This is a genomic window from Actinosynnema mirum DSM 43827 (assembly GCF_000023245.1).
GTDB classification, from domain to species: domain Bacteria; phylum Actinomycetota; class Actinomycetes; order Mycobacteriales; family Pseudonocardiaceae; genus Actinosynnema; species Actinosynnema mirum.
The window spans coordinates 1,937,209-1,963,508 of the sequence record NC_013093.1; the positions used below are offsets into that span (position 1 = coordinate 1,937,209).

Genomic DNA, 26,300 nt, shown 5'->3' on the forward strand with positions numbered 1-26,300 from the left:
TCGGGGAGCCGGGCGGCGCCGTCGTCCTCAGCCCCGTCCCACCTGCGCCCGTCTCACCTGCGGCGGGTCGAGGCGTCCGAGATGGACGGTGGGTCGTAGCCGAAGTCGCCCTGCGGCAACGAGAACCCCGGCGGCACGATCCGGTCGATCTCGTCCAGCACGTCGTCGGACAGCACGACGTCCACCGCGCCCAGCGACTTCTCCAGGTGCTCCACCGTCCTCGGCCCGATGATCGCCGAGGTGACCGCCGGGTGCCGGATCACGAACGCCAGCGCCAGGTGCGCCAGCGCGATCCCGGCCCCGTCCGCCAGCGCGGTGAGCGCGTCGAGCGCGTCCATCCGCTCCGCGTGGCGGGGCGCGGTGGTGGAGAACCACTCGGGGTGGCCGCCCATGCGCGGCGTCTCGGCCCGCTCCACGCCCCTGCGGTACCCGCCGCCCAGCCAGCCGCCCGCCAGCGGGCTCCACGGCAGCACGGCCATCCCGTACCGCTGGGCGACCGGCAGCACCTCCCGCTCCACGCCCCTGGCCAGGATCGAGTACGGCGGCTGCTCGGCCACCGGCCGCGCCAGCCCGCGCCGCTCGGCGGTCCACTGCCCCTCGACCACCTCCGACGCCGGGAACGTGGACGTGCCGATGTAGCGGATCTTCCCGGCGCGCACCAGGTCGGTCAGCGCGGACAGGGTCTCCTCGAAGTCGGTGTCCGGGTCGGGCCGGTGCACCTGGTAGAGGTCGATCCAGTCGGTGCCGAGCCTGCGCAGGCTGTCCTCCACCGCCCGCGCGACCCAGCGCCGCGAGTTGCCCCGCCGGTTCGGGTCCTCGCCCATGGCGCCGTGGAACTTCGTGGCGAGGAAGACCGAGTCCCGCCGTCCCGCCAGCGCCGCGCCCACCACCTGCTCGCTCTGCCCCGCCTTGTACACGTCGGCGGTGTCGACCACGTTCACGCCCGCGTCCAGCGCCCGGTGGATCACCCGGACGCCGTCCTCGCGGTTGGCCTCGCCGAACTGCATCGCGCCCAGCGTCAGCGGGCTCACCCGCACGCCGGTTCGTCCGAACGGACGGTACTCCACGGCATCCCCCACATCGGTTGCTCGATCGACCTCGCACAAGGCGGCGCGCCGGGCCCGGTATTCCCGCCGGTGGGCGCGCGGGGCTTCGGGGAAGCGCGACCGGATCGCAACCGGCGAGGACTAGCCGGGGGAGGTTCGGGGAAACACCATGGGACAGGAGCGCTCAACGCCGAGCGAGGGGAGGGGCTGTGACAGCTCTGCCGGAGATCCCGCCGCCCGCGTCCGAGGACCGGGCCGCGCCCGCGCTGGCCGCCGTCCCCGACGCCCTGCCCGAAGCCCTCCCCGAACCCGAGGCGCCCCACGCGCCCGGCCTGCTCTGGTACCTCACCGAGCCGACCCGCGCCGTCGTCGACCTCGGCCAGTACGCCGCCGCGCGGCAGCTGCTGCGCGCCGCCCCCAGCGGCGACGGGCACACCGTGATCGTGCTGCCGGGGCTGGGCGGCGCGGACGGGTCCACGGCGGTGCTGCGCAAGTTCCTGTCCGGGCTGGGCCACGACGTGCGCGGGTGGGGCCTGGGCCGCAACCTCGGGCCGTCCGCCGCGACCGTCGACGGGACGCGCGCGCTGCTGGAGCGGGTGGCCGCCGAGCGCGGGAAGGTGAGCCTGGTCGGGTGGAGCCTGGGCGGGGTGTTCGCCCGCGAGCTGGCGCGCGAGCGGCCCGAGCTGGTGCGGCAGGTGATCACCCTCGGGAGCCCGTACGCGCTGCGCGACGCCCGGTGCACGCGGGTCAACCCGGTGTTCCGGCTGCTGTCGGTGTTCTACGAGGCGGTCTCGGACCTGCCGCCGCCGGAGTCCGAGCGGCCGGTGATGCCGGTGCCCGCGACGTCGGTGTACTCGCGGTCGGACGGGATCGTGCCGTGGCGGGCCTGCCTCGAGGAGGAGGGGCGGCGGCGGGAGAGCGTGCCGGTCGCGTCCAGCCACCTCGGGTACTGCCACAACACGTCGGTGCTGTGGCTGGTGGCGGACCGGTTGGCGCAGCCGCGCGGCCGGTGGCGCCGGTTCGCGCCGCCTCCCGGCATGGCGCGGATGTTCCCGGCGGCCTGATCGGGGGGTCCGCTGTCCGGGGCCCCTGCGCTATTCCACTCTATTCCTTCAGTGTGGAACGAAACTGAACGTCCTGGCCACCCCGCGTGGATACCCTGCGGTCATGAGCCTGCGCCTGGAGCTGGACGGCCGGATCGCCACCCTCGTCATCGACCGACCCGACAAGCGCAACGCGATGAGCTTCGCGATGTGGCGCGAGATCCCCGAGCTGGTCGAGCGGGTGCGGGCGGACGACGCGGTGCGGGTGCTCGTCGTGCGCGGCGGCGAGCACTTCTGCGCGGGGGCCGACATCAGCGAGTTCGCCGAGCTGCGGCGCGGCGTCGAGGCGACGGCCCGGTACAGCGCGGTCGTGCACGCCGGGGAGCAGGCGCTGGCGACGCTGGAGAAGCCGACGATCGCGTCGGTGGACGGGTTCTGCGTGGGCGGCGGGTGCGAGGTGGCGCTGGCGTGCGACATCCGGATCGCGTCCGCGCGGGCCCGGTTCGGGATCACGCCCGCCAAGCTGGGGATCGTGTACTCGCTGACGTCGACCAAGCGCCTGGTGGACGTGGTGGGGCCGTCGTGGGCCAAGCAGGTGCTGCTCACCGGGGAGCTGGTGGACGCGGCGGTGGCGCTGCGGATCGGGCTGGTCAACGAGGTGGTGGAGGACCTGGGGGCGCGGACGGCCGAGCTGGCGGCGGTGATCGCGTCGCGGGCGCCGGTGAGCGTGCTGGGGATGAAGCAGATCGTGGAGCGGGTGGTGGCGGGGGAGCGGGAGGAGAGCGCGGAGGTCGCGGAGCTCTACGACGCGGCGGTGCGCAGCGCCGAGTACGCGGAGGGGGTGGCGGCGTTCCTGGAGAAGCGGACGCCGGTGTTCTAGGCGGTCTCCTCGCCGAGGGCCCTGCGCGCGTCCCCGAGCAGCGGGCGGCCCTCGAAGCGGCCGAGCTCCTGCCGGTAGAACTCCAGCCCGATGCCGTTGGGATCGCGGATGTACATGCTGTCGGCGGACCCTCGCGCCGGCCCCAGGTACTCGACCCCGGCGGCGTCCATGCGCCGCTTGAGCTCCTCGAACGCGGTCCCGTCCACCGAGAGCGCCAGGTGCTGCACCCCGCCGATGGTCTCCCGGTGCTCGGGGTGGGCGTGGCCGGGGAAGTCGAAGAACCCGAGCAGGTTGCGGTTGCCGAGGTCGAAGAAGAAGTGGCTGGACCCGTTGTAGTCCCGGTTCTCGACCAGCTCCACCAGCGGGAAGCCGAGGAACTCCTGGTAGAACCGGATGGTCTGCTCGACGTCGCGGCAGATGAGCGCGATGTGGTGCACCCCGCGCACCGGCGTCCCGCTCCCGGCGGCCGAGCGGTGGAGGTAGCGCTCGCGCAAGTCGTCCCGACGCGCGCGCAGCGCGGCCAGCTCGGCTCCCTGGGGCTGGGGCATGAGCACGATGTTAGGGGCTGTCGCCTGATCGTGGATCATCCATCGCCCTGATGGCGGACGAAATTTTCCCCAGTGGCGGACCGTGGTCGAGTGGCAGAACGTGGTGGAGTGGTGCGGTCGGGTCGGGTCGGTGGACCGGCGCGCGCGGGTGCGTGCGAGCGCTGAACGGCGGGGCGGGACCACCTGCCCCGCCCCCACCCGCTCACGAGGGCTCGGTGCCGGGCCCAGGAGATTCGGGCCGCTCCTCCTCGCTGATGAACTCGGAGACGTCGACGTCCATGTCGGGCACCTCGGGCGTGCCGGGCGGCTGCGGCGGGTCGGGGTTGACCCTGGGCTGTTCCGGTTCGGTCATGCCGCCGGGTATACCCACGCCCACCGGCCCCCGAACCCCACCGGGGGGCAGAGCTGCCCGAACCCCGGAAACCGCTTGCCGAAGGGGCTGCCCCGCCAGACTCGACCGCTCCCCGCTGAACCGGGCCGCCCCACCACAACGCCGCCCACCGCGACGCCGCCCGCCCCCGTGCCGTCACCTCTCCGATCGGCCGGTCACCGGGGTGGCGGCCTGTCGGCGTTCGCGTGGAACGGGTGCGGCCCGTGGGCGGGCGGCGTTGTGCGTGCGCTTCTGTCGCGGGGGTCAGTCCACGTCGGCGGTCTCGCCCGGCCACTCGCCGGTGACCTTGCTGAACCCGGTGGCGCCACCCCGGTCGATCGCGGCCCTGACCAGCCCGAAGATCGCGCCCTGCACGGCGGCGGCCAGCAGCACCTCGCCCCAGCTGCGGTCGCGCTGGGTGGGTTCCGGGGCCATCCGGTCGCCACTGATCAACTTCCACACCTGCCCGAACACCTTGCCCGCCAGGTAACCGCCCAGCAGGCTCACGCCCGTGCTGAACCCCCGGTAGACCAGCTTGCCCGCCATCAGCGACCTCCTCGCAGCAGCTTCCGCAGCACCAACAACGCCGTGATCAGCCCGGACGCGGTCAGCACCGGGTGCTCCCGCGCCTTGGCGATCGCGCCCCTGACCGACGCGGGCAACCGCTCCGCCGCGACCCCGGCCTGATCGCCGACCCTGGACGCGACGGCGCTCGCCCGCTCACCGACCTCACCGGCCGCGACCCCGGCCCGCTCGCTGATCCGGGCCGCCGCCGCAGCGGCCTTCTCGCCCACCTGCGCGGCGGTGGCGCCCGCCTGGTCGGCCACGCGCGCGGCGACGGCGCCCGCCTTCTCGCTCACCTGCGCCGCGACCTCACCGGACTTCCCGGCCACCTGCCCGGCGACCGCACCGGCCTTCTCGCTGATCCCGGCGGCAGCGGCGCCCGCCTTCTCGCTGACCCCGGCCGCGGTCGCGCCCGCCTTCTCGCTCACCTCGGCGGCAGCCTCGCCCGCCTTCCGGCCCGCCGCGACGGCGGCCTCGCCCGCCTTCTCGCCGGTCTCGGTGGCCTTGGCGCCCACCCCGGCGGCAGCCGCACCGGCCTTGTCGCCCACCAGGGCGGCGGTCTCGGTGGCCTTCTCGCCGACGCGCGCGGCGGTCTCCTCGGACTTCGCGGCGACCTTCCCGGCGGTCGCGTCGGACTTCGCGGCGATCCCCGCCGCCGAAGCCCCCGCGCCCTCGCCGACCCGCTCCGCCGCCGTGCCTGCCTTGTCGCCCAACCGGGTGGCCGCAGCGTCCGCCTTGTCGCCAAGACCGCTCGCTGCGGTCTCGGCCTTGTCGCCAGCCTTCGCCACGGCCGCGTCCGCCCGGTCCGCGCCCTTGGAGAGCGCCGAGTCGGTCTTCTCGCCGGTCCCGTGGCCGTGGTCGGCAGCCCCGGTCCCGGCAGCCCCGGTCCCGGCAACCCCGGCTCCGGTGGTGCCGCTCTTCTCGCTGGCCGCGTGGACCTGGGCCGCGCCCTCGGCCGCGGTGACGTCCGCGCCCGAGTCCGGCCGCTGGCCCGTCGCGCCGCTGGTCCTCTCGTTCGCCGCGTCACCCGTCTTCGTGCCGTCCGCGTGCGCCTTCTCGCCCGCCCGGATGACCGCGCTGCTCGCGGTGGCCGCGGCCTGAGCCGCCGCCGCGCCGGTCTGGGCGGTGATCCGGGTGGTCCCGTCGGCCGCCTTCTCGGCGATCCGCTCGCCCTTCCCCGCCTCGTCGTCCCGCACTCGTTCCCCCGTCCGCCCGGCGCTCTCCGCCTGCTTCGTGTCACTCTCCTGGCCAGTGACACCCGAAAACGCGGTGTCACTCGAAAGCTTGGTGTGCCCCAAATGCCCGCTTTCAACCGTCCGATCAGCGTCCGCCCGCCTCGGGCCCGGTGTCCCCGACTGCCGCCAGGTCGCGCCGGTCTCCTCGAACTCGCTCTCCCCGGCGGGCCACTCGGCCGGGAAGTCCTGCTCCTCGGCGGGGACCGGTCGGGTCTTGGGGAGGTTCTTCGGGTTCGGCTCGGCCATCGGGTTGCCCGCGTACCGGGCGGTGTGCGGATCGGCGCCGGTCGCACGCTCGGCGCCGGCAGCACCGCCATCGCCGGCCCCCGCGCCGCTCGCGCTACCGGACCCGGCCCCGCCAAGCCCGTTCCAGCGAGACCCGGCCCCGCCCGTCTCGTCGCCTCCAGCCCCGCCCGCGCCCGGTTCCGTCGCCCTGTCGTCCACCCGCACCGCGCCCCTTCGCCTCAACCGTTCAACGTCCTCGACCACTCGGCCCACGCCGTCGCTCACCCGCCCGGCGTCACCGCCGAACCGCCCCCGCACCCCTATACCACCCGGCCACCCGCCCCCGCGGGCATCGGCCCAGGTGGGCACGCCCCACGACTACCCGCGACCCCGCAGGGTCAACCCCCCGTCATGCCCATCCTCCGAACGGGCAATCATTCGGGTATGGCCCAGGCTCTCGAAGCACCTACGCGTCCACCCAGAAGGTCGTGGTGGACGGTGTTCCGCACAACCGTCGTGTGGTACCGGGAGCACCACCTCTCGGACCGCGCGGCAGCCCTCACGCACTACACCGTGCTCGTGATGCTCTCCGGCGCCCTGCTGCCCGTCGCGCTCGTCGGGTTCCTGGGCGACGACACCCGCTCCAAGGTCATGACCGTCATCTCCCCGCTGGCCCCCAGCCGGGTGCACGGCATCCTCGTGGTCGCGCTCGACGGCCTGCGCCCGGCGGTGGCCGGTCCGCTCGCCGCCGTCTGCCTGTTCGTGGCGGTCTGGTCGGCCTACCGCTTCGCGGGGGCCTTCCTGCGCGCCTGCGCGGCCTGCAACGGCGTCAAGGAGCACCGCTCGCTCTGGAAGCTCGTCCCGCTGCGGGTCGGGCTCACGCTGGGCGTCCTGGTGCTGTTCATCCTGGTCGTGGGCGTGGTGGCGTTCACCGGCGACATCGCCGACGAGGTCGCGGCGCTGGCCGGGGTGCGGGCGTCGACGGTCCAGCTGTGGGACGTCGCCAAGTGGCCGGTGCTGGTCCTGCTGGCCGGGTGCGCGGTGCGGCTGCTGTTCGCGGCGCCCCCGGCCACCCGCAGGCCGGGCAGGCTCGGCATCACGCCGGGCGCGCTCCTGGCCCTGGTCCTGTGCCTGGTGGCCACGTTCGGCGTCGGCGTGTACGCGGCCTACGCGGGGTCCTACGACCGGGTCTACGGCTCGATCATCGGCCTCGTCGTGATCATGGCCTGGATCTGGCTGGCCTGCACCGCCCTGCTCGTCGGGGTGGCGATGGACGCCGCGCTCCAGCACACCGGCCGCGTCCTGCTGGCCGCCCAGCGCGCCGCGCGCCAGAAGCAGGAGGGGGTGACGAGCACCTCCGCCGCGTGACCCGCGCCGGGGGAGGGCAGCGACGGTGCCCCGCCGCTGCCCTCCAGGGCCTGTGCCCCGAGCCCCGCCTGGGCCAGGGTGGTGCCCATGCACGCCAAGGAGCCGTCCCCCAAGCCCGCTCCGGCGACCACCCCGGTGCGGCGCCCGGAGTCCCCGCGGCAGACCACTCCCGGCCCGGTCGGGCCCGGTGAGGTCGAGTCGCTCCAGCGCTCGATCGGCAACACCGCCGTCGCCCGCCTGATCGCCGCCCAGCGCGCCGAGGCCGAGCCCGAACCGCCCGTGCAGCGCTCCACCGCCCACCAGGTGCTCGCCTCGTCAGGCAAGCCCATGGACACCGCCCTGCGCGGCGAGATGGAGAGCAGGCTGGGCGCCGACTTCTCCGACGTCCGCGTGCACGACGGCGCGGCGGCCCAGCGCTCCGCCGCCGAGCTGGGCGCCCGCGCCTACACCTCCGGCGCGAACGTCGTGCTCGGCCGGGGCGGCGGCGACAAGCACACCCTCGCGCACGAGCTGACCCACGTGATCCAGCAGCGCCAGGGCCCGGTCGCGGGCACGGACAACGGCTCCGGCCTGAGCGTCTCCGACCCCGGCGACCGCTTCGAGCGCGCCGCGGAGGCCAACGCCCGCCGCGCCATGTCGGGCCCGGCCCGCGACCCGCACGAGGGTCACGACCACGGCTGACCCGCCTAGCGCCCCTGCTCGCCCCGGATCTCGTTGAGGTAGTTGTAGATCGTGTACCGGGTCACCCCGAGCACCCCGGCGAGGTAGTCCACCGAGTCCCGGATCAGGAACAGCCCCGCCTCGTCCAGCACCCGCACGACCTCGGACTTGTGCGCCTTCTTCATCAGCCCCACCGGAACCCCGACCGCCTCCACGGCCCGCTCCACCAGCAGCTTCTGCAGCGTGTCCACGTCACCGGGGAACGCCTCCACCGCGTGCCCGCCCTGCCCGGAGCCCCCACCGGCGCCGGGGTCGGTGTTCACGCACAGGCACCCCACCGCGACCCCGCGCTCGTCGCGCAGGAACACCGTGGACGAGCGGATCAGCCGCCCGTCCGGCGCGTACGTGTCGTAGCCGGGCAGGTCCTGCGTGGTGCCCCTGCGCACCAGCCCCAGCAGCAGGTCGGTCATCGGGCCGCCCACCTGCCGCCCGGTGAGCCCGCCCGCGATGGCCACGATCGAGTTCGGCAGCGCGGACAGGTCGTGCAGCACCACCTCGGTGCCCGGCCCGAGCGCGGACGCCAGACCGGCCACGGTCGGGGCCAGCGCGTCCAGCACGTTCCCACGCACCGGGGCCCCGGCGACCGGCCCGGCCGCCCGCACGTCCACCACCACCGGCTTGGCCGCCCGCAGCTCCCGCAGCGCCGAGGCGAACCGCGCCACCGTCTCCGGCGTGGTGGAGGCGTGCGGGGTCAACCGCACGTGCTCCGGCCGCACCGTCGCGGTCACCCCGGCGGCCACCAGCGCCGCCCCCACCGCGGCAGAAGGCACCCCCGGCACCTCGAACGCCATGATCCCGCCGCGCCGCTCCCGCGCCGACACGACCACGCCGCCCGCGCCCTCGACCACCTCGCCCAGCTCGTCCAACCGCTGCCCGATCCGCTCCCCGATCGCCCGGACCCCGCCCAGCTCCACCAGCTCCAGCGCGGTGGCGAACGCCCCCGACGCGATCGGGTTCAGGTTCGTCAGCGACCAGGCCGCCGCGCCCTCGCCCACCGGGTGCACCGCCCCGTCGAACAGGCCGGGGTCCAGCGCCCCGGTCCACCCGGACGCGACCGGCTCCAGCCGCTCCAGCGCCCGGTCCGACAGCGCCATGAACCCGGTGGACCACCCGGCCCGCACCCACTTCTGCCCGCCGACCACCAGCACGTCGGCGACCCGCCACGGCTCGTCGACGACCCCGAACCCCTGGATGCCGTCGACCACCAGCAGCCGGTCGCCGACGACCTCGCGCAGCGCCGCCAGGTCCGCCCGGTACCCGGTCCGGAAGTCGACCGCGCTCACCGACACCGCCGTGGTCTCCGGCGTCAGCGCGGCCCGCACCGCCTCGGGCGTCACCGGCCCGGCGGGCAGCCAGTTCACCCGCGCCCGCCCGGCCCGCACCCACGGGTAGGTGTTCGCCGGGAACTCGGCGGGCGACACGACCACCTCGCCGGCCAGCCCGAGCGCCACCTGGAACAGCCCGGTGCTGGTGTTGGGCAGCGGCACCACGTGGTCCGTGTCGCCGCCGCACAACCGCGCCGCCGCCGCCATCGCGCGCAGCTCGTGCCGCATCAGGTCGTCCACCGTGGACGGTCCGGCGCCGGTCGCCTGCTCCAGCATCCGCGTGGACGCCTCCAGCACGGCCTGCGAGGGCGGCCCGAAGCGGCCGAAGTCCAGGTAGCCCTCCGGTTCGCGGAAGGTGACGAGGTAGGAGGAGGGGATGCGCATCGCTAGAGCACCTTCGAGAGGAACTGCCGGGTCCTGGGTTCACGCGGATTCTCCAGCACCTGGTCGGGCGGCCCGGACTCGACCACGACCCCGCCGTCCAGGAACGCGACCTCGTCGGCCACCTGCCTGGCGAACCCGATCTCGTGCGTGACCACCAGCATCGTCATGCCGTCCGCCGCGAGCCCCGCCATGACGTCCAGCACGTCGCCCACCAGCTCCGGGTCCAGCGCGGAGGTCGGCTCGTCGAACAGCATCACCTTGGGCCGCATGGCCAGCGCGCGGGCGATCGCGACCCGCTGCTGCTGCCCGCCGGAGAGCTGGTTCGGGTAGGCGTTCGCCCTGTCGGCCAGCCCGACCTTCTCCAGCAGCTCGCGGGCGTGGGCGACGGCGTCCGACTTGGACTCGCGGAGCACCTGCACCGGCCCCTCGGTGATGTTCTCCAGCGCGGTGCGGTGCGGGAACAGGTTGAAGCGCTGGAACACCATGCCGGTGCCGCGCCGCTGCTTCGCGACCTCGCGCTCGCGCAGCTCGTGCAGCTTCCCGCCCCTGGCGGCGAACCCGACCGGCTCGCCGTCGACCCAGATCCGGCCGGAGTCGATGGTCTCCAGGTGGTTCACGCAGCGCAGGAACGTGCTCTTGCCCGCGCCGGACGGCCCCAGCAGGCACCACACCTGCCCGGCCGCGACCTCCAGGTCGACGCCGCTGAGCACCTCGTCGTGCCCGTAGGACTTCCGCACTCCGACGGCCCTGACCAGGCTCATCGGGCCACCCCCTTGCCGTAGGCGCGCTCCAGGAAGTGCTGGCCGACGCTGGCCGCGCTCACCACGACCATGTACCAGGCGGCGGCGGCGAGCAGCGTCTCCATGATCTGGAGGTTGTGCGACGCGATGTTGTTCGCCGCGTGGATCAGCTCCAGGAACCCGATGACCGAGGCCATCGAGGTGCCCTTGAGCATGTTGATGAAGTTGTTGCCGGTCGGCGGGATGATCACCCGCATGGCCTGCGGCAGCACGACCCTGCGCAGCGTCGTCGCGGGCGTCATGCCGATCGCCTTGGCCGCCTCGACCTGCCCGTGGTCCACGCTGTTCAGGCCCGCGCGGACGATCTCGGCCATGTACGCGCTCTCGTTGAGCCCGAGCCCCAGCAGCGCGGCGACGAACGCGGTGATCAGCATGTTCGTCCGCACCTCGAGCACCATCGGGATCGAGATGGTGTCGAACACCAGCGCCAGGTTGAACCACAGCAGGATCTGCAGCAGCACCGGCAGTCCCCGGAACAGCCACACGTACCCGGCGGCGAACCAGCGGGCCACCGGGTTCGCCGAGCGGCGCAGCAGCGCGATGCCCACGCCCAGCACGATCGCGCCCGCCTGCGCCACCACGGCCAGCACGACCGTGTTCGCCAGGCCGCGCAGCATGATCTCGTGGGTGAAGAAGCCGGGCACGGCCGCGTAGTCGATCTGCGCGCCCGCCAGCGCCCAGCCCAGCGCGCCGAGCAGCGCCAGCAGCACCACCGCGCCGACCCAGCGGCCCCAGTGCCGCAGCGGGACGACGACCAGGTCGTCCCGCCCCTCCGTTCCCGTCCCGGTGCTCACCCGATCACTTGCCATTGATCGTGGCCTTGGTGACCGAGCCCTGCGTGACGCCCCAGGCGTCCATGATCTTGCCGTAGGTGCCGTCGTCGATCAGGGACTGCACGGCGCCCTGCAGGGCGGTGGCGAGCTGCCCGGCGTCCTTGCGCACGCCGATGCCGTACGGGCCGCCGTTGATGGGCGCGTAGTCGACCGCCTCGAAGTACTCGCCCTTGCCCGCGGTCTTGGACACGTACACGGCGGTGGGCAGGTCGTTGACGATCGCGGCGACGCGGCCGGTGCGCAGCTGGTTCTGGTTCTGCGTGTCGCTGTCGGTCGCGGTGACGGTCACGGCCTCCTTGCCGGAGGACGCGCACTTGCCGCTCTGCTCCTTGGCGAACGCCTCCTGGCTGGTGCCCAGCGCGACCGCGACGGACTTGCCGCACAGGTCGTCCGGGCCCTTGATGCCGGTGGGGTTGCCCTTCTGCACCATGATCGTGATGCCCGAGGTGAAGTAGTCCACGAAGCTGATCTGCTCCTGGCGGGCCTCGGTGTCGTTCATCGCGGCCATCGTCAGGTCGACGCGCCCGGCCTGGAGGCTCGTGATCAGCGAGCCGAACGCCATGTCCTCGTGCGCGACCTCGACGCCCAGGCGCTTGCCGACGGCCTTGATCAGGTCGACCTCGGAGCCGACCGGGGTCTTGCCGTCGGCGGCGTAGAAGTTGTTGGGCGGGCTCTGGATGTTCGACCCGACCTTGAGCTTGCCCGCGCTCGTCACCTCGGGCGGCAGCGACGCGGCCAGGGCGTCGTCCTTGGCGACCGCGTCCACGATCGCGCCGGTGGCGGGCAGGTCGTCCGAGACGCCGGGCGTCCCCGCCGATCCGGAACCGCCGTCGCCGCCGCCGCAGGCGGACAGCAGGAGCAGGGCGGCGAAAGCGGTGGTCAGAGCGGTACGGCGCACGGCCATGGGCACCTCCTGGCTTCGGGTCCCAGGAAGTTACAACTTTTTGTTGAAGCTGTCTACGTCTTGTTGAAGAGGTTGACGTCCTGTTGAAGGGAATCCGCGGGGTAGCCGATCCGTTGAACGGGGTAGTCGGGGGACGAACCCCGAAGCCGACTAGCGAGGAGAGCGTATGGCCACGGTGGAGCTGACCACGGAGAACTTCGACGAGGTGGTCGGTGGCTCCGACATGGTCCTGGTCGACTTCTGGGCGAGCTGGTGCGGACCCTGCCGCCAGTTCGCCCCCGTCTACGACAAGGCCGCCGAGAAGCACTCGGACATCGTCTTCGGCAAGGTCGACACCGAGGACCAGCAGCAGCTCGCGCAGGCCTTCCAGGTGCGCTCGATCCCGACGCTGATGATCGTCCGCGACGGCGTGGTGCTCTACGCCCAGCCCGGCGCCCTGCCCGAGACCGCGCTGGAGGACCTGATCAAGCAGGCCCGCGAGGTCGACATGGACGAGGTCCGCAAGCAGGTGGCCGAGCAGCAGGCCGAGGAGACCGACGGCGAGCCCGCCACCAAGGGCTGAGCGCCGCGCTCGGGAACAGGCGTGGCGAGGGGCGGGACCCGGACTCGGGTCCCGCCCCTCGCATCGCGAAGCGGTGCGAGGACCACCCGCTGCCGCACTGCGCCTCGGTGTCGGGCCCGGTCGGTTCTTTTCTGTTGCCGTTTCCGCACGCGGGCCCGCGTCGCCCGTTCTTCAACATCCTGTTGAGACGCGCCCGGAGCCGTCCCCCGCGTGTCCACCGGCACACCGCGCCCGTGGTGCGCGGCCCCGCCCGTGACGCATGATTCACCCATGCTCGCCGCGAAATCCGCCGACTTCGTCCGCTTCTGGACCGAGCGGCGCGTCTGCACCCTCACCACCCTGCGCCGCGACGGCACGCCGCACGTCACCCCGGTCGGCGTCACCCTCGATGTGGCCTCCGCGACAGCGCGGGTGATCAGCTCGCGCGGCTCGCATAAGGTGCGCCACGTGCTCGCGGCGGGCGAGGACGGCGCGCTCGTCGCGGTGTGCCAGTTCGAGGGTGCCCGCTGGTCGACCCTGGAGGGACGTGCGGTGGTGCGGCAGGACGCCGAGTCGGTCGCGGACGCCGTGCGGCGCTACGCCGAGCGCTACCGCGTGCCCAGGGAGAACCCGGAGCGCGTCGTCATCGAGATCGCGATCACCAGGGTGCTGGGCCTGAGGTGAGCGCGAGAACGACCACCGGCGACGTGATCACCGTCGTCGGCCTCGGCGCGGACGGCTGGGACGGCCTGACCGGCCACGCGCGCCACGAGATCACCTCCGCCGAGGTGCTGATGGGCTCCGCCCGTCAGCTCGACCTCGTCCCCGGCGGGTTCACCAGGGTCGCCTGGCCGTCCCCGCTGCTGCCCGCCCTTCCCGACCTGCTCGCCGCGCACGCGGGCCGCCGGGTGTGCGTGCTGGCCAGCGGCGACCCGCTGTTCCACGGCATCGGCGCCACCCTCGTCCGGCTGCTCGGCGCGGACCGCGTCGCCGTCGTGCCGCACCCCTCGTCCGCCTCGCTCGCCTGCGCCAGGCTCGGCTGGGCGCTCGACCGCACCGAGGTGGTCAGCCTCGTCGGCCGCCCGACCTCGCTGCTCGTGCCGCACCTCCAGCCGCGCCGCAGGCTGCTGCTCCTGGGCGCCGACCCGCGCGCCGTCGCCGAGCTGGCCCCCGACGCCCGGATCACCGTCCTGGAGCAGCTCGGCGGACCGGACGAGCGCGTCCACCACGACCTCGACGCCGCCGACCCGCTGCACGTGCTCGCCGTCGAGTGCGGCCCCGGCGGCCTGTCCAGGGCCCCCGGACTGCCCGACGACGCGTTCGAGCACGACGGCCAGATCACCAAGCGCGAGGTGCGCGCCGTCAGCCTCGCCCTGCTCGGCCCCAGGGTCGGCGAGCTGCTGTGGGACGTCGGCGCTGGCGCGGGCAGCATCGCCGTCGAGTGGTGCCGCACCCACCCCGCCTGCCGCGCGCTCGCGGTCGAGAAGCACCCCGAGCGGGCCGCCCGCGTCACCCGCAACGCCACCGCGCTCGGCGTGCCCACCGCCGTCCGGGTCGTGGAGGGCGCGAGCCCGGACGCGCTGGACGGCCTGGAGCGGCCCGACGCGGTGTTCGTCGGCGGCGGCGTCACCGCGCCCGGCGTGGTCGAGCGCTGCTGGGCCGCGCTCAAGCCGGGCGGCAGGCTCGTCGCCAACGCCGTGACGATCGAGTCCGAGGCAGTCCTCGCCCGCTGGCACGCCGAGCTCGGCGGCGCGCTGACCAGGCTCTCGGTCAGCAGGGCCGCGCCGGTCGGCGGCTTCACCGGGTGGCGCCCGCACATGCCGGTGACGGTGTGGGCCGTGACGAAGGAGAACGAGTGACCGTCCACTTCATCGGGGCCGGGCCGGGTGCCGCCGACCTGCTCACCGTGCGGGCCGTGCAGCGCATCACCACCTCCCCGGTGTGCCTGTACGCGGGCGCGCTCGTGCCCGTCGCGGTGCTGGAGCACTGCCCGCCCGGCGCGAAGCTCGTGGACACCGCGAACCTGACGCTCGACGAGATCGTGCACGAGCTGGTGGAGGCGCACCGGGCCGGGCACGACGTGGCCAGGCTGCACTCCGGCGACCCGTCGGTGTTCAGCGCCGTCGCCGAGCAGGCGCGCAGGCTCGACGCCGAGGGCGTGCCGTACGAGGTGGTGCCGGGCGTGCCCGCGTTCGCCGCCGCCGCAGCCGCCCTCAAGCGCGAGCTGACCGTGCCGGGCGTCGGGCAGACCGTGGTGCTGACCCGCACCTCCGCGCGCGCCACCCCCATGCCGGAGGGCGAGGACCTGGCGACGCTCGGGGCGTCGAGGGCCACGATGGTGCTGCACCTGGCCGTGCAGCGGATCGAGGAGGTCGTCGCCGACCTGGCGCCGAACTACGGCGCGGACTGCCCGGTGGCCGTCGTGGCGCGGGCCAGCCGCGAGGACGAGCTGGTGCTGCGCGGCACCCTCGCCGACATCGCCGGGCAGGTGCGCGAGGCCGGGGTGCGGCGCACGGCGGTGATCGTCGTCGGGCGCGTGCTGGCCGCCGAGGGCTTCCCGGACAGCCACCTGTACTCGGCCGCCCGCTGCCGCGCCCCGCAGACCTGATGGCGGCGGCCACCGCGCTCGTCCTCGGCGGCACCGGCGAGGGCCGCGAGCTGGCCGCCCTCCTGGCCGGCGTGCCGGGGCTGCGCGTGCTGTCCTCGCTGGCCGGGCGGGTGGCGAACCCGCGCCTTCCGGTCGGCGAGGTGCGCGTCGGCGGGTTCGGCGGGGTCGACGGCCTCGTCGGGCACCTGCGCGCCGAGGGCGTCACCGCGCTGGTCGACGCCACGCACCCGTTCGCCGAGCGGATCACCGCCAACGCCGCCGCCGCGTCCGCGCGCACCGGCGTCCCGCTGCTCGTGCTGCGCCGCCCCGGCTGGACCGAGCGGCCCGGCGACGACTGGACCTGGGTCGACTCCCTGGCCGAGGCCGCGGCGGCGATCGGGGACCGCAGGGCGCTCATCACCACCGGCCGCCAGGGCGTCGGCGCGTTCCGGCGCGGCCTGGCCCGCATGGTCGACCCGCCCGACGAGGTCGCCCCCGGCGTGCGCGTGCTGCTCGACCGGGGCCCGTACACCCTCGACTCCGAGCTGGACCTGCTGCGGGACAACGACATCGGGGTCCTGGTGACCAAGGACAGCGGCGGCGGCATGACCTCCGCCAAGCTCGACGCCGCCCGCGCGCTCGGCGTCCCCGTGGTCCTGGTGCGCCGCCCGCCGCTGCCCCCGGACGCCAGGACGGCGGCCTCCGCCGGGGAGGCCGCCGCCTGGGTGCGCGCCCGACTGGGGTGAGGGCTCAGCCCGTCGGGTAGGTCCGGGGCGTGAACACCTTGCCGCTGGGGGAGACCCGCGTCTGCGAGGACCCGATCAGCAGCAGGCACCGCATGTCCACGGTCGCCGGGTCCAGGTCGGCCAGGCGCAGCACGCGCACGCTCTCCTGCGGCCCGCCCACGTCCCGCCCGACCACCACGGGCGTGTCCGGCGACCGGTGCTCCAGCAGCAGGTCGCGCATCGCCGCCACCTGCCAGGTGCGGCTGCGCGAGGCCGGGTTGTACAGCGCCAGCACCAGGTCCGCCCTCGCCGCCGCCGCCAACCGCTCGGCGATGACCTCCCACGGCTTGAGCCGGTCCGACAGCGACACCACGCAGTAGTCGTGCCCCAGCGGCGCGCCCACCCGGCTCGCGACCGCGTGCGCGGCCGTCATGCCCGGCAGCACCCGCACCGGCACGTTTGGGTAGCCCTCCGCGACCTCCAGCACGGCGGCGGCCATCGCGAACACCCCCGGATCACCCGAGGAGACCACCGCGACGCGCCTGCCGCGCCCGGCCAGCTCCAGCGCGAACGCCGCCCGCTCCGCCTCGACCTTGTTGTCCGAGGCGTGCTTGCGCCTGCGCGGGCTGTCCGGCACCCGGTTCAGGTACGTCACGTACCCGACCAGGTCGTCGGCGGCCTCCAGGGCCTCGCGGGCCTGCGGCGTCAACCACTCCGGCCCGGCCGGGCCGAGCCCGACCACCACGACCTCGCCGGGGCCCCTGTCCGCCAACGGTTCCACGCCGTCCGAACCGTCCACACCGGACACGCCAGGCGTGGTGGACGCGGCGGGCGCGGTGGGCGCTCCAGGCGCGGCGGACACCGGGGCGCCCGCCCTGCTGGGCAGCACCGCCACCGAGAAGTACGGCACCTCGTCCGGGTCCACCTCGGACAGCTTCGCCGTCCGCTCCCCGCGCGTGGTGGCCCGCTCCACGTACCAGGCCTCGTCCAGCCGCCCGGCCCGCTCCAGCGCCTCCCGCACGTTCGGGAACGTCCGCCCCAGCTTCATGACCGCCACCGGGTCGCCCCCGGCAAGGCGCCCGGCCAGCTCGTCCACCGGCAGCGTGCCCGGCAGCACGGTCAGCACCTCGTCCCGCTCCACCAGCGGCGCGCCCAGCACGGCGGAGGCCGCGCTGACCGACGTCACCCCCGGCACCACCTCGGCCGGGTAGCGGTGCGCCAACCGCTTGTGCAGGTGCATGTACGACCCGTAGAACAGCGGGTCGCCCGCCGCCAGCACCACCACCGTCCGCCCCGCGTCCAGGTGCGCCGCCAACCGCTCCGCGCACTCGGCGTAGAACGCGTCGATCTCGCCCTGGTAGTCGTCCGAGTCCTCGGTGGTGACGGGGTAGACCAGCTGCTCCTCGACCTGCCCCGCGCGCAGGTACGGCTCGGCGGTGCGGCGCGCCACGCTGCGGCCGTGCCGCGCGCTGTGGAACACCACCACGTCCGCCTCGCCGATCAGCCGCGCGGCCTTCACCGTCACCAGCTCCGGGTCACCCGGTCCGACCCCGACGCCGTAGAGCCTGCCGGTCATTCGTCCTCGCTCGCGATCGCGTTCACGGCGGCGGCGGTCATCGCGCTGCCACCGCGCCGACCCCGCACCACCAGGTGCTCCAGTCCCAGCTCGTTCGCGGCCAGCGCGTCCTTCGACTCGGCCGCCCCGATGAAGCCCACCGGGATGCCCAGCACGGCGGCGGGCCTCGGCGCGCCCGCCGCGATCAGGTCGAGCAGGTGGAACAGCGCGGTGGGCGCGTTGCCGATCGCCACGACCGCCCCGCCCATCCGCTCGCCCCACAGCTGGAGCGCCGCCGCGCTCCGGGTGTTGCCGATCTCCGCCGCCAGCGCGGGCACCGCCGGGTCGCCGAGCAGGCACAGCACGTCGTTGTCGGCGGGCAGCCGCTTCCTGGTGATCCCGGACGCCACCATCTGCGCGTCGCACAGCACCGGCGCGCCCGCGAGCAGCGCCTCCCGCGCGGCCGTCACCACACCCGGCGAGAAGGCGACGTCCTCGACCAGGTCGACCATGCCGCAGGCGTGGATCATCCGGACCACCACGCGCGCCACGTCGGGCGGCAGCCCGTCCAGGCGCGCCTCGGCGCGGATGGTCGCGAAGGACCTGCGGTAGATCTCCGCGCCGTCCTTGACGTACTCGCTCAACCGATCTCCTCGTAACCGCCGCCTGTGGCGACGAACTCCCTGACCTCGCCCGCCGGCCGACCGCACCGCCGGGCGCAACCGGACCAGTGTGCGGGACCGCGGTCGGCGCGCGTGCGCGCCCAGGCCACGGCGTCGGTCCGCACGTCCGCGAGCGACTTCGCGCAGCCGGGGCTCCCGGCGCACGAGCCGACGCCCCACAGCGGCGAGTCCGGGTCGGTGATCAGGCCGTTCGGGTCGGCCGAGGAGGGCAGCACGAGCGCGCGCCACGGCGTCACGCGCACCGCCGTGCCAGGCAGGAGGCGGGCGTCGAGCCTGCCGAGCGGCACCCCGGCGACCACCAGGTCGCGGCCGGGGACGGGACCGGGCACGACCGGCGTCACGGCCGGGGCGTAGCGCTCCGCGCTCGTGGCGGCACCCGGCGCGGTCGCCAGGACGGCCGCCGTGACCTTCGCCACCCCGAAGTCCACTTCGGACAGACGCCAGGCCGCGCCGCGCACCCTCTGGAACGCCAGCGCCGCCGCGACCACCGCCGCCACCGGGTCCGAAACGCGCACGCCGGAGTCCTGGCCGGCCAGCAGCAGCACGTCACCGGCCACGCCGATGTCGCAGCCCAGACCCGACACCGAGTGGCCGACGGTGAGCAGGAACCGGCCCGGCAGCCCGCCCAGCGAAGGCATCGACCGCAGCGCCAGGTCCAGCTCGTCGCACAGCGCCTGCGAGCCGTCGTCCAGCGGGTCGCCGATGATGTTGCGCATCCGCTCGTGGGTGCGCGTCGGCAGCAGCCCGGCCGCCGACAGCCGCCTGCCCAGCTCCAGCTCCGCGCCCTCCGCCAGGCCCCTGACCTGGAGGTTCGACCGCGAGGTCAGCTCTATCCAGCCGTCTCCCAGCTCCAGCGCGGCCAGGCGGAGGACGTCGAACCGCTCGGCGTCGATCGTGCCGCCGGGCACGCGGACGCGGGCGAGCCCGCCGTCCGACGCCTGGAACACGTCGACGGCGCCGGGGCAGGCGTCAGGGCGATCGCGGTCTGAGGACATGGGCTGGATGCTAACTCCGAGTTAGTGTGAGGCCTGAACGGCGAAGCAACAGGAGGAAGCCGGTGCGAAACCGGCGCGGTCCCGCCACTGTGACCTGGGAAGACCCGGGGAGTCAGGAACTCCGCACGCCGTCCCCTACGACTTGGGGCGAGGACCCCCGAGGGATGGAGCCCGCACGTGATCCTGCTGCTGTCGACCTCCGACACGGACCTGCTGTCCGCACGAGCCAGCGGAGCCGACTACCGGCTCGGCAACCCGGCCAGGCTCGGCGTCGACGACCTGCCCGAACTCGTCGAGGGCGCCGACCTGGTGGTGGTGCGCATCCTGGGTGGCAGGCGCATCTGGGAGGAGGGCCTCGACCACCTCCTCGCGGGCCCGCGACCGGTCGTCGTGCTGGGCGGTGAGCAGAACCCGGACGCCGAGCTGATGGAGCTGTCCACGGTGCCCGGCGGGGTGTGTGCGGAAGCGCACACTTATCTGGCCCACGGCGGTTCCGCGAACCTCGCGCAGCTGCACGCGTTCCTGTCCGACACGGTCCTGCTGACCGGCGTCGGCTTCGAGCCGCCCGTGGCCGCGCCCAACTGGGGCCTGCTGGAGCGCCCCGAGCCCGCCGGTGACCCGGACGAGGGCACGCGGCCGACCGTCGCGGTGCTCTACTACCGCGCCCACCACGTGGCCGGGAACACCGCGTTCGTGCACTCGCTGTGCGACGCCGTCGAGGCCAAGGGCGGCCGGGCGCTGCCGATCTTCTGCTCCTCGCTGCGCACCGCCGAGCCCGAGCTGCTCGCCGAGCTGCGCAAGGCCGACGCGCTCGTCGTGACCGTGCTCGCCGCGGGCGGCACCAAGCCCGCGACGGCCTCCGCCGGTGGCGACGACGACGCGTGGGACGTGGGCGCGCTCGCCGAGCTGGACGTGCCGATCCTGCAGGGCCTGTGCCTGACCAGCAGCCGCGCCGACTGGGACGACAACGACGACGGCCTCTCGCCGCTCGACACCGCCACCCAGGTCGCGATCCCCGAGTTCGACGGCCGCATCATCACCGTCCCGTTCTCCTTCAAGGAGATCGACGAGGACGGCCTGACCGTCTACGTCGCCGACCCCGAGCGGGCGCTGCGCGTCGCGGGCATCGCGGTGCGGCACGGCAAGCTCCGGCACACCCCGCCCGCCGACCGCAAGGTCGTGCTCATGCTGTCGGCCTACCCGACCAAGCACTCCCGCATCGGCAACGCGGTCGGCCTGGACACCCCGGCCAGCGCGGTCCGGCTGCTCGCCGCGCTGCGCGAGCAGGGCTACGACCTCGGCGAGGGCTTCCCCGGCCTGGACGACCTCAACGGCGACGCGCTCATCCACGCCCTGATCGCCGCCGGTGGCCAGGACCCGGACTGGCTCACCGAGGAGCAGCTCCAGGGCAACCCGGTGCGGCTGCCCGCCGCCCGCTACCGCGAGTGGTACGGGACGCTGCCCGAGGACGCCCGCGAGGACATGGAGCGGCACTGGGGCCCCGCGCCCGGCGAGCTGTTCGTGGACCGCTCCCGCGACCGCGACGGCGAGATCGTGCTCGCCGCCCTGCGCTCGGGCAACGTCGTGGTCATGGTGCAGCCGCCGCGCGGGTTCGGCGAGAACCCGATCGCGATCTACCACGACCCGGACCTGCCGCCCAGCCACCACTACCTGGGCGCGTACCGCTGGCTGGAGGCCGAGTTCGGCGCCGACGCGGTCGTGCACGTCGGCAAGCACGGCAACCTGGAGTGGCTGCCCGGCAAGACCGTCGGCCTGTCGGCGGGCTGCGGCCCGGACGCCGCGCTCGGCGACCTGCCGCTGATCTACCCGTTCCTGGTCAACGACCCCGGCGAGGGCACCCAGGCCAAGCGCCGCGCCCACGCCACGCTCGTCGACCACCTGGTGCCGCCCATGGCCCGCTCCGACAGCTACGGCGACATCGCGCGCCTGGAGCAGCTGCTGGACGAGCACGGCAACATCGCCGCGATGGACCCGGCGAAGCTGCCCGCCATCCGCGCCCAGATCTGGACGCTCATCCAGGCCGCGAAGCTCGACCACGACCTGGGCCTGACCGACCGGCCGCACGACGCCGAGTTCGACGAGCTGATCCTGCACGTCGACGGCTGGCTGTGCGAGATCAAGGACGTGCAGATCCGCGACGGCCTGCACGTGCTGGGCGAGCCGCCGGTCGGCGCGGCGCGGGTCAACCTGGTGCTGGCGATCCTGCAGGCCCCGCAGGTGTGGGCCGGGCAGGTCGCCGCGCTGCCGGGCCTGCGCGACGCGCTGGGCCTCAAGCAGGGCGCGGACCGCCTCGACACGGACGCCGCCGAGCAGCGGGCCCGCGAGCTGGTGCAGGCGATGGAGGACGCCGACTGGGCGCCCGAGCACGCCGCCACGCTCACGGACGACCGGGACGTGGTGGGCATCCTGGAGTTCGGCGCCCGCGAGGTCGTGCCCAGGCTCGCCAGGACGACGGACGAGATGACGCACGTGCTGCACGCGCTGAGCGGCGGTTACGTGCCCGCGGGCCCGAGCGGTTCGCCGCTGCGGGGCCTGGTGAACGTGCTGCCGACCGGCCGGAACTTCTACTCGGTCGACCCGAAGGCCGTGCCGTCCAGGCTGGCGTGGGAGACCGGGCAGGCCATGGCGGACTCGCTGCTGGAGCGCTACCGCGCCGAGACGGGGGAGTGGCCGCCGTCGGTGGGCCTGTCGGTGTGGGGCACCTCCGCCATGCGCACCTCCGGCGACGACATCGCGGAGGTGCTGGCGCTGCTGGGCGTGCGCCCGGTGTGGGACGAGCAGTCCCGCCGGGTGACCGGCCTGGCGGTCGTGGACCTGGAGGAGCTGGGCAGGCCGCGCATCGACGTGACCGTGCGCATCAGCGGCTTCTTCCGCGACGCGTTCCCGCACGTGGTGGCGCTGCTGGACGACGCGGTGCGGTTGGTCTCGGACCTGGACGAGTCGGACTCGGACAACTTCGTGCGCGCCCACGTGCGCGCGGCGCTGGACGAGCACGGCGACGACCGGCGCGCCACGATGCGCATCTTCGGCTCCAAGCCGGGCGCGTACGGCGCGGGCCTGCTGCCGCTGATCGACAGCCGGAACTGGCGCGACGACGCCGACCTCGCCGAGGTGTACGCGGTGTGGGGCGGGTACGCGTACGGGCGCGGTCTCGACGGCGTGCAGGCCAGGCCGGACATGGAGACCGCGTACAAGCGGATCGCGGTGGCGGCGAAGAACATCGACACCCGCGAGCACGACGTCATCGACTCGGACGACTACTTCCAGTACCACGGCGGCATGGTGGCCACGGTGCGGGCGCTGACGGGCAAGGCCCCGAAGGCGTACGTGGGCGACAGCACCAGGCCCGACGCGGTGCGCACGCGGACCCTGCACGAGGAGACGAACCGGATCTTCCGGGCGCGCGTGGTGAACCCCCGGTGGTTGGCGGCGATGCGCAGGCACGGGTACAAGGGCGCGTTCGAGCTGGCGGCGACGGTGGACTACCTGTTCGGGTACGACGCCACGACCGGGGTGGTCGCGGACTGGATGTACGAGAAGCTCGCCGAGGCGTACGTGTTCGACGAGGAGAACCAGCGGTTCCTCAACGAGAGCAACCCGTGGGCGCTGCACGGCATCACCGAGCGGCTGCTGGAGGCGGCGGACCGGGGGCTGTGGGAGCACCCGGAGCAGGCGACGCTGGACGCGCTGCGGGCGGTGTACCTGAACACCGAGGGGGACTTGGAGGACCGGCGCTGAGCGGGCTGGCGCTGAACCGGAGGCGCTGAGCGGCTGCACGCGAAGGGGTGGCGGGCCACAGGCCCGCCACCCCTTCGGCGCTCTACTCGGAAAGCCCTTTCCTCACGAGGGTAAGCGCTTTCCGCAGTGCGGGGTGGCCTCAGTCGCTTTGTCGACGAGTCGCTGTGCGTCAAGCGATTTGCTCGCCTACCCGGTTCCTCGCAGAGTGAGGTAAGCGCTTTCCGCAACAGTGATCGTTGGGTGCGGGCCGCTGTCCGAGAAGCCGCCCGCCGCCCCCGTCGCTACCTCCCGTCCCCCACTTGGCCTCCCCGTCCTCCGTCGCCCGCCCGCGCCACCCGCCCCAACCCCCGTCGCCCGCCGTGATCCCCCCGCCCCGCTCCCGGTGCCCGTGCGCGATGACCGTGCGTGCTGAACCGATCCCGCCCACCCCGGACCCGCCTCCGCCCTCGACCCGCCCCCGTCCAACCCCCACCCCCGTCATCGCCGGTCACCCGCCCCCGCCCCGCCCCGACCCCCGCCCCCGTTGAGACGCACCCCTGTTACCGCTTCCAGGGGTGGTGCCAACCCTCCCGCGGGTGGAAGGTCGCTGTGGCGGATGAGGGGACCTCCTGGAAGGGGACTGCGATGACGCGCGACGGAGCCCCTGGAAGCGTTCACCGGTTCGGCCGTCACTCGAACGCCCGTCCTGCTGCGGCGTTAGTCGGATGCTCCGGTCGCACTGTCCGGTTTTGGGCCCTCGGGACTACCTGGGGTGGTCGAACGGCTCACTGGAACGGGGTTTACGGAATCGGTTCAGGTGGGCAAAAGGCGCAATGCCGGTAACAGCGTGGATACAGACGCTTGACATGCCTCCGTGGCGCGAACCACACTCGCCCACAACCTGGGAGCGCTCCCAGAACAACACCGCCGATCTCATCGAGGAGTTCTCGTGCGCAACCGTCGAGCAGGCCTGGGTAGCCTCCTGGCCTGCACCGCAGTGCTCGCAGCGGTCACCACCGCCTGCGGTTCGGACAGTGGGACCAGTGCCGATGGCAAGATCGAACTCACCATCGCCACGTTCAACCAGTTCGGGTACGAGGAGCTCCTCAAGGAGTACGAGGCGGCTCACCCCAACATCAAGGTGAGCGAGCGCAAGACCGGTCAGGCCGCTGACCACCACAAGAACCTCTTCACCAAGATGGCGGCGGGCTCCGGCCTCTCCGACGTCGAGGGCGTCGAGGAGGGCTACCTCAGCCAGGTCATGACCCGCGCGGGCCAGTTCAACAACCTCAAGGAGATCGGCCCGAACGTCGACGGCCGCTGGCTGGACTGGAAGACCAAGTCGGTCACGGCCAAGGGCGGCGAGCTGATCGGCTACGGCACCGACATCGGCCCGCTGGCCATGTGCTACCGCAAGGACCTCCTGGAGGCCGGTGGCATCCCCACCGACGAGGCAGGCATCGCCGCCACGTTCGCCACCTGGGACTCGTACTTCGCCGCGGGCAAGCAGTACGCGGAGAAGACCGGCAAGGCCTGGTTCGACTCGGCCGCGCAGATCTTCAACCCGATGCACAACCAGGCCGAGCTCGGCTACTTCGACAAGGACGACAAGCTCGTCATCGACTCCAACGGCGACAAGGCCATCTGGGGCAAGGTGACCGCCGCCGTCGCGCAGGGCCAGTCCGCGAAGCTCAAGGCGTGGACCCCCGAGTGGGAGACCGGCTTCCGCGAGTCGGCCTTCGCCACCAAGACCTGCCCGGCGTGGCTGCTCGGCAACATCGAGAAGAACTCCGGCCCCGAGCACAAGGGCAAGTGGGTCGTCACCGGCTCCTTCCCCGACGGCGGCGGCAACTGGGGCGGCTCGTTCCTGACCGTGCCCAAGCAGAGCAAGCACCCGAAGGAAGCCGCTGAGCTGGCTGCCTGGCTGACCGCGCCCGAGCAGCAGATCAAGGCGTTCAAGGCCAAGAACACCTTCCCGAGCCAGCTCGAGGCGCTCGACAACCCCGAGCTGACCGAGAGCACCAACGAGTACTTCGGCCAGCAGGTCGGCAAGCTCTACGCGGAGCAGGCCAAGAAGGTCGACGTGGCCCAGTACAAGGGCCCGAAGGACGGCCAGATCCAGGACGACATCGTCGGCCCGGCGCTGCTGTCGGTCGAGCAGGGCACCAACGCGGACGAGGCGTGGAAGAAGGTCGTCGAGGACGCCCAGAAGGCGACCAAGTGACCACCGACACCTCGGTGGCGAGCGGGCGGGGCGCTGCGCCCCGCCCGCCGCGGCGTCCTGAGGGCGACGACTCGGTGGGGCTCGTCGACCCCACCCGCCGCTACCGGTTCAGCAACCTCGACGCGAAGTTCTCGCCCTACCTGTTCGTGGCGCCGTTCTTCGTGCTGTTCACGGTCGTCGGCCTGTTCCCGCTGCTGTACACCGCCTACATCTCCCTGTTCGACTGGGAGATCGGGCTGGACGGCGAGTTCGTCGGCCTCGCCAACTACGTCGAGCTGCTCGGCGACCCGCAGTTCTGGAACGCGATGGTCAACACGTTCAGCATCTTCCTGATGTCGAGCGTGCCGCAGATCATCGTCGCCGTCCTGATCGCCGCGCTGCTCAACACCGCGCTGCGCGCCCGCACCCTGTGGCGCATGGGCGTGCTGCTGCCCTACGTGGCCAGCCTCGTCGCGCTCACCCTGATCTTCGGCGACCTGTTCGGCGTCCAGTACGGCATGATCAACGACTGGCTGGAGGCCGTCGGCCTCGACCGGATCAACTGGCAGGCCGAGCGCTGGTGGAGCCACGTCGCCATCGCCACCATGGTCGACTGGCGCTGGACCGGCTACAACGCGCTCATCGTGCTCGCCGCCATGCAGGCCATCCCGCGCGACGTGTACGAGGCCGCGGTCGTCGACGGCGCGGGCACCATGCGGCGCTTCTTCAGCGTCACGCTGCCCATGCTCCGCCCGACGATCATCTTCGTCGTCATCACCTCGACCATCGGCGGCCTGCAGATCTTCACCGAGCCGCTGCTGTTCGAGCCCGCGGGCGGCAACGCCAACGGCGGCGCCAGCAACCAGTTCCAGACGGTGATGCTCTACATGTACCAGGCGGGCTTCGGCAGGTACGAGCTCGGTTACGCCTCCGCGGTGGCCTGGGTGCTGTTCGTCGTCATCATCGCGATCGCCGGGATCAACTTCATGCTCACCCGCCGGATCGCCTCCAGTGGGGAGGACTAGACC

The 26,300-nt window shown here is 73.6% G+C and carries 24 protein-coding genes and 1 riboswitch; of the genes, 12 read left to right on the forward strand and 12 right to left on the reverse strand.

Annotated features, from left to right (window positions below):
* Window positions 1-53 precede the first annotated feature (53 nt).
* On the reverse strand, window positions 54-1,067 hold the full coding sequence (locus AMIR_RS08850; RefSeq protein ID WP_041836665.1) for an aldo/keto reductase: 1,014 nt from the start codon (window positions 1,065-1,067) through the stop codon (window positions 54-56).
* A 188-nt stretch (window positions 1,068-1,255) separates the two neighbouring features.
* Here AMIR_RS08850 and AMIR_RS08855 point away from each other — a divergent pair, with 188 nt between their 5' ends.
* Window positions 1,256-2,110, forward strand: a complete 855-nt coding sequence (locus AMIR_RS08855) for an esterase/lipase family protein (RefSeq protein ID WP_015800601.1) — start codon at window positions 1,256-1,258, stop codon at window positions 2,108-2,110.
* A 103-nt stretch (window positions 2,111-2,213) separates the two neighbouring features.
* Window positions 2,214-2,969 (forward strand): enoyl-CoA hydratase/isomerase family protein, encoded by a 756-nt coding sequence (locus AMIR_RS08860; protein ID WP_015800602.1) that lies wholly within the window; start codon window positions 2,214-2,216, stop codon window positions 2,967-2,969.
* On the opposite strand, the gene AMIR_RS08865 is transcribed toward AMIR_RS08860, so the two are convergent.
* The 4 genes from AMIR_RS08865 to AMIR_RS08875 form a co-directional block, all read right to left on the reverse strand.
* The gene (locus AMIR_RS08865; RefSeq protein ID WP_049797097.1) at window positions 2,966-3,517 is read right to left on the reverse strand and encodes a VOC family protein; all 552 of its coding nucleotides are present in this window, start codon (window positions 3,515-3,517) and stop codon (window positions 2,966-2,968) included. The genes AMIR_RS08860 and AMIR_RS08865 overlap by 4 nt on opposite strands.
* A 202-nt stretch (window positions 3,518-3,719) precedes the next feature.
* On the reverse strand, window positions 3,720-3,869 hold the full coding sequence (locus AMIR_RS40070) for a hypothetical protein (RefSeq protein ID WP_015800604.1): 150 nt from the start codon (window positions 3,867-3,869) through the stop codon (window positions 3,720-3,722).
* 282 nt (window positions 3,870-4,151) lie between these two features.
* Complete coding sequence (locus AMIR_RS08870; protein ID WP_015800605.1) at window positions 4,152-4,433, reverse strand: DUF4235 domain-containing protein; 282 nt, start codon at window positions 4,431-4,433, stop codon at window positions 4,152-4,154.
* Window positions 4,433-5,647 (reverse strand): hypothetical protein, encoded by a 1,215-nt coding sequence (locus tag AMIR_RS08875; protein ID WP_041836666.1) that lies wholly within the window; start codon window positions 5,645-5,647, stop codon window positions 4,433-4,435. The genes AMIR_RS08870 and AMIR_RS08875 overlap by 1 nt, the downstream gene beginning before the upstream one ends.
* Before the next feature lie 762 nt (window positions 5,648-6,409).
* On the opposite strand from AMIR_RS08875, the gene AMIR_RS40075 reads away from it, so the two are divergent.
* Together AMIR_RS40075 and AMIR_RS08885 are read left to right on the forward strand one after the other, a co-directional pair.
* Window positions 6,410-7,279, forward strand: a complete 870-nt coding sequence (locus tag AMIR_RS40075) for a YihY/virulence factor BrkB family protein (RefSeq protein ID WP_049796768.1) — start codon at window positions 6,410-6,412, stop codon at window positions 7,277-7,279.
* A gap of 87 nt (window positions 7,280-7,366) precedes the next feature.
* Window positions 7,367-7,960: an eCIS core domain-containing protein gene (locus tag AMIR_RS08885; RefSeq protein WP_015800608.1), complete on the forward strand. Its 594-nt coding sequence runs from the start codon at window positions 7,367-7,369 to the stop codon at window positions 7,958-7,960.
* A gap of 5 nt (window positions 7,961-7,965) precedes the next feature.
* Here the strand turns inward: AMIR_RS08885 and AMIR_RS08890 are convergent, their stop codons facing one another.
* Genes AMIR_RS08890 through AMIR_RS08905 form a run of 4 tightly spaced genes read right to left on the reverse strand, consistent with a single transcriptional unit; the run spans window position 7,966 to window position 12,245 of the window.
* The gene (locus AMIR_RS08890) at window positions 7,966-9,708 is read right to left on the reverse strand and encodes an aminotransferase class V-fold PLP-dependent enzyme (protein WP_015800609.1); all 1,743 of its coding nucleotides are present in this window, start codon (window positions 9,706-9,708) and stop codon (window positions 7,966-7,968) included.
* 2 nt (window positions 9,709-9,710) lie between these two features.
* Window positions 9,711-10,469, reverse strand: coding sequence for an amino acid ABC transporter ATP-binding protein (locus AMIR_RS08895; protein ID WP_015800610.1), 759 nt, complete (start codon window positions 10,467-10,469; stop codon window positions 9,711-9,713).
* Window positions 10,466-11,317: an amino acid ABC transporter permease gene (locus AMIR_RS08900; RefSeq protein ID WP_015800611.1), complete on the reverse strand. Its 852-nt coding sequence runs from the start codon at window positions 11,315-11,317 to the stop codon at window positions 10,466-10,468. The genes AMIR_RS08895 and AMIR_RS08900 overlap by 4 nt, the downstream gene beginning before the upstream one ends.
* Entirely contained in the window at window positions 11,307-12,245 is a 939-nt protein-coding gene (locus tag AMIR_RS08905) for an ABC transporter substrate-binding protein (protein ID WP_015800612.1), read from the reverse strand. The genes AMIR_RS08900 and AMIR_RS08905 overlap by 11 nt, the downstream gene beginning before the upstream one ends.
* A 166-nt stretch (window positions 12,246-12,411) precedes the next feature.
* Between AMIR_RS08905 and trxA the strand changes: the two genes are divergently transcribed.
* From trxA to AMIR_RS08930, 5 genes are all read left to right on the forward strand, one after another.
* Window positions 12,412-12,807 carry a thioredoxin gene (trxA, locus tag AMIR_RS08910; protein ID WP_015800613.1) on the forward strand — a complete coding sequence of 132 codons (396 nt, stop codon included), beginning with the start codon at window positions 12,412-12,414 and terminating at the stop codon, window positions 12,805-12,807.
* Window positions 12,808-13,077: 270 nt separating this feature from the next.
* On the forward strand, window positions 13,078-13,470 hold the full coding sequence (locus tag AMIR_RS08915) for a pyridoxamine 5'-phosphate oxidase family protein (RefSeq protein ID WP_015800614.1): 393 nt from the start codon (window positions 13,078-13,080) through the stop codon (window positions 13,468-13,470).
* Window positions 13,467-14,645, forward strand: a complete 1,179-nt coding sequence (locus AMIR_RS08920) for a bifunctional cobalt-precorrin-7 (C(5))-methyltransferase/cobalt-precorrin-6B (C(15))-methyltransferase (protein ID WP_015800615.1) — start codon at window positions 13,467-13,469, stop codon at window positions 14,643-14,645. Before AMIR_RS08915 ends, AMIR_RS08920 begins: the two co-directional genes overlap by 4 nt.
* Window positions 14,642-15,394, forward strand: a complete 753-nt coding sequence (gene cobM, locus AMIR_RS08925; protein ID WP_015800616.1) for a precorrin-4 C(11)-methyltransferase — start codon at window positions 14,642-14,644, stop codon at window positions 15,392-15,394. Before AMIR_RS08920 ends, cobM begins: the two co-directional genes overlap by 4 nt.
* Entirely contained in the window at window positions 15,394-16,119 is a 726-nt protein-coding gene (locus AMIR_RS08930; protein ID WP_015800617.1) for a cobalt-precorrin-6A reductase, read from the forward strand. Before cobM ends, AMIR_RS08930 begins: the two co-directional genes overlap by 1 nt.
* Window positions 16,120-16,123: 4 nt before the next feature.
* Here the strand turns inward: AMIR_RS08930 and cobJ are convergent, their stop codons facing one another.
* The 3 genes from cobJ to AMIR_RS08945 are packed head-to-tail and all read right to left on the reverse strand — an operon-like array spanning window position 16,124 to window position 19,331.
* The gene (cobJ, locus tag AMIR_RS08935) at window positions 16,124-17,674 is read right to left on the reverse strand and encodes a precorrin-3B C(17)-methyltransferase (RefSeq protein WP_015800618.1); all 1,551 of its coding nucleotides are present in this window, start codon (window positions 17,672-17,674) and stop codon (window positions 16,124-16,126) included.
* Window positions 17,671-18,297 (reverse strand): precorrin-8X methylmutase, encoded by a 627-nt coding sequence (locus AMIR_RS08940; protein WP_015800619.1) that lies wholly within the window; start codon window positions 18,295-18,297, stop codon window positions 17,671-17,673. Before AMIR_RS08940 ends, cobJ begins: the two co-directional genes overlap by 4 nt.
* A complete protein-coding gene (locus tag AMIR_RS08945; RefSeq protein WP_015800620.1) occupies window positions 18,294-19,331 on the reverse strand; it encodes a hypothetical protein in 1,038 nt (345 codons plus the stop codon). Before AMIR_RS08945 ends, AMIR_RS08940 begins: the two co-directional genes overlap by 4 nt.
* Window positions 19,332-19,341: 10 nt before the next feature.
* Window positions 19,342-19,473: riboswitch (cobalamin riboswitch) on the forward strand.
* Between the two features lie 35 nt (window positions 19,474-19,508).
* Here AMIR_RS08945 and cobN point away from each other — a divergent pair.
* The 3 genes from cobN (at window position 19,509) to AMIR_RS08960 (ending at window position 26,297) form a co-directional block, all read left to right on the forward strand.
* Window positions 19,509-23,090 (forward strand): cobaltochelatase subunit CobN, encoded by a 3,582-nt coding sequence (cobN, locus tag AMIR_RS08950; RefSeq protein ID WP_015800621.1) that lies wholly within the window; start codon window positions 19,509-19,511, stop codon window positions 23,088-23,090.
* A gap of 928 nt (window positions 23,091-24,018) precedes the next feature.
* Window positions 24,019-25,293 (forward strand): ABC transporter substrate-binding protein, encoded by a 1,275-nt coding sequence (locus AMIR_RS08955; protein WP_015800622.1) that lies wholly within the window; start codon window positions 24,019-24,021, stop codon window positions 25,291-25,293.
* Window positions 25,290-26,297 carry a carbohydrate ABC transporter permease gene (locus tag AMIR_RS08960; RefSeq protein ID WP_015800623.1) on the forward strand — a complete coding sequence of 336 codons (1,008 nt, stop codon included), beginning with the start codon at window positions 25,290-25,292 and terminating at the stop codon, window positions 26,295-26,297. The genes AMIR_RS08955 and AMIR_RS08960 overlap by 4 nt, the downstream gene beginning before the upstream one ends.
* Window positions 26,298-26,300 lie beyond the last annotated feature (3 nt).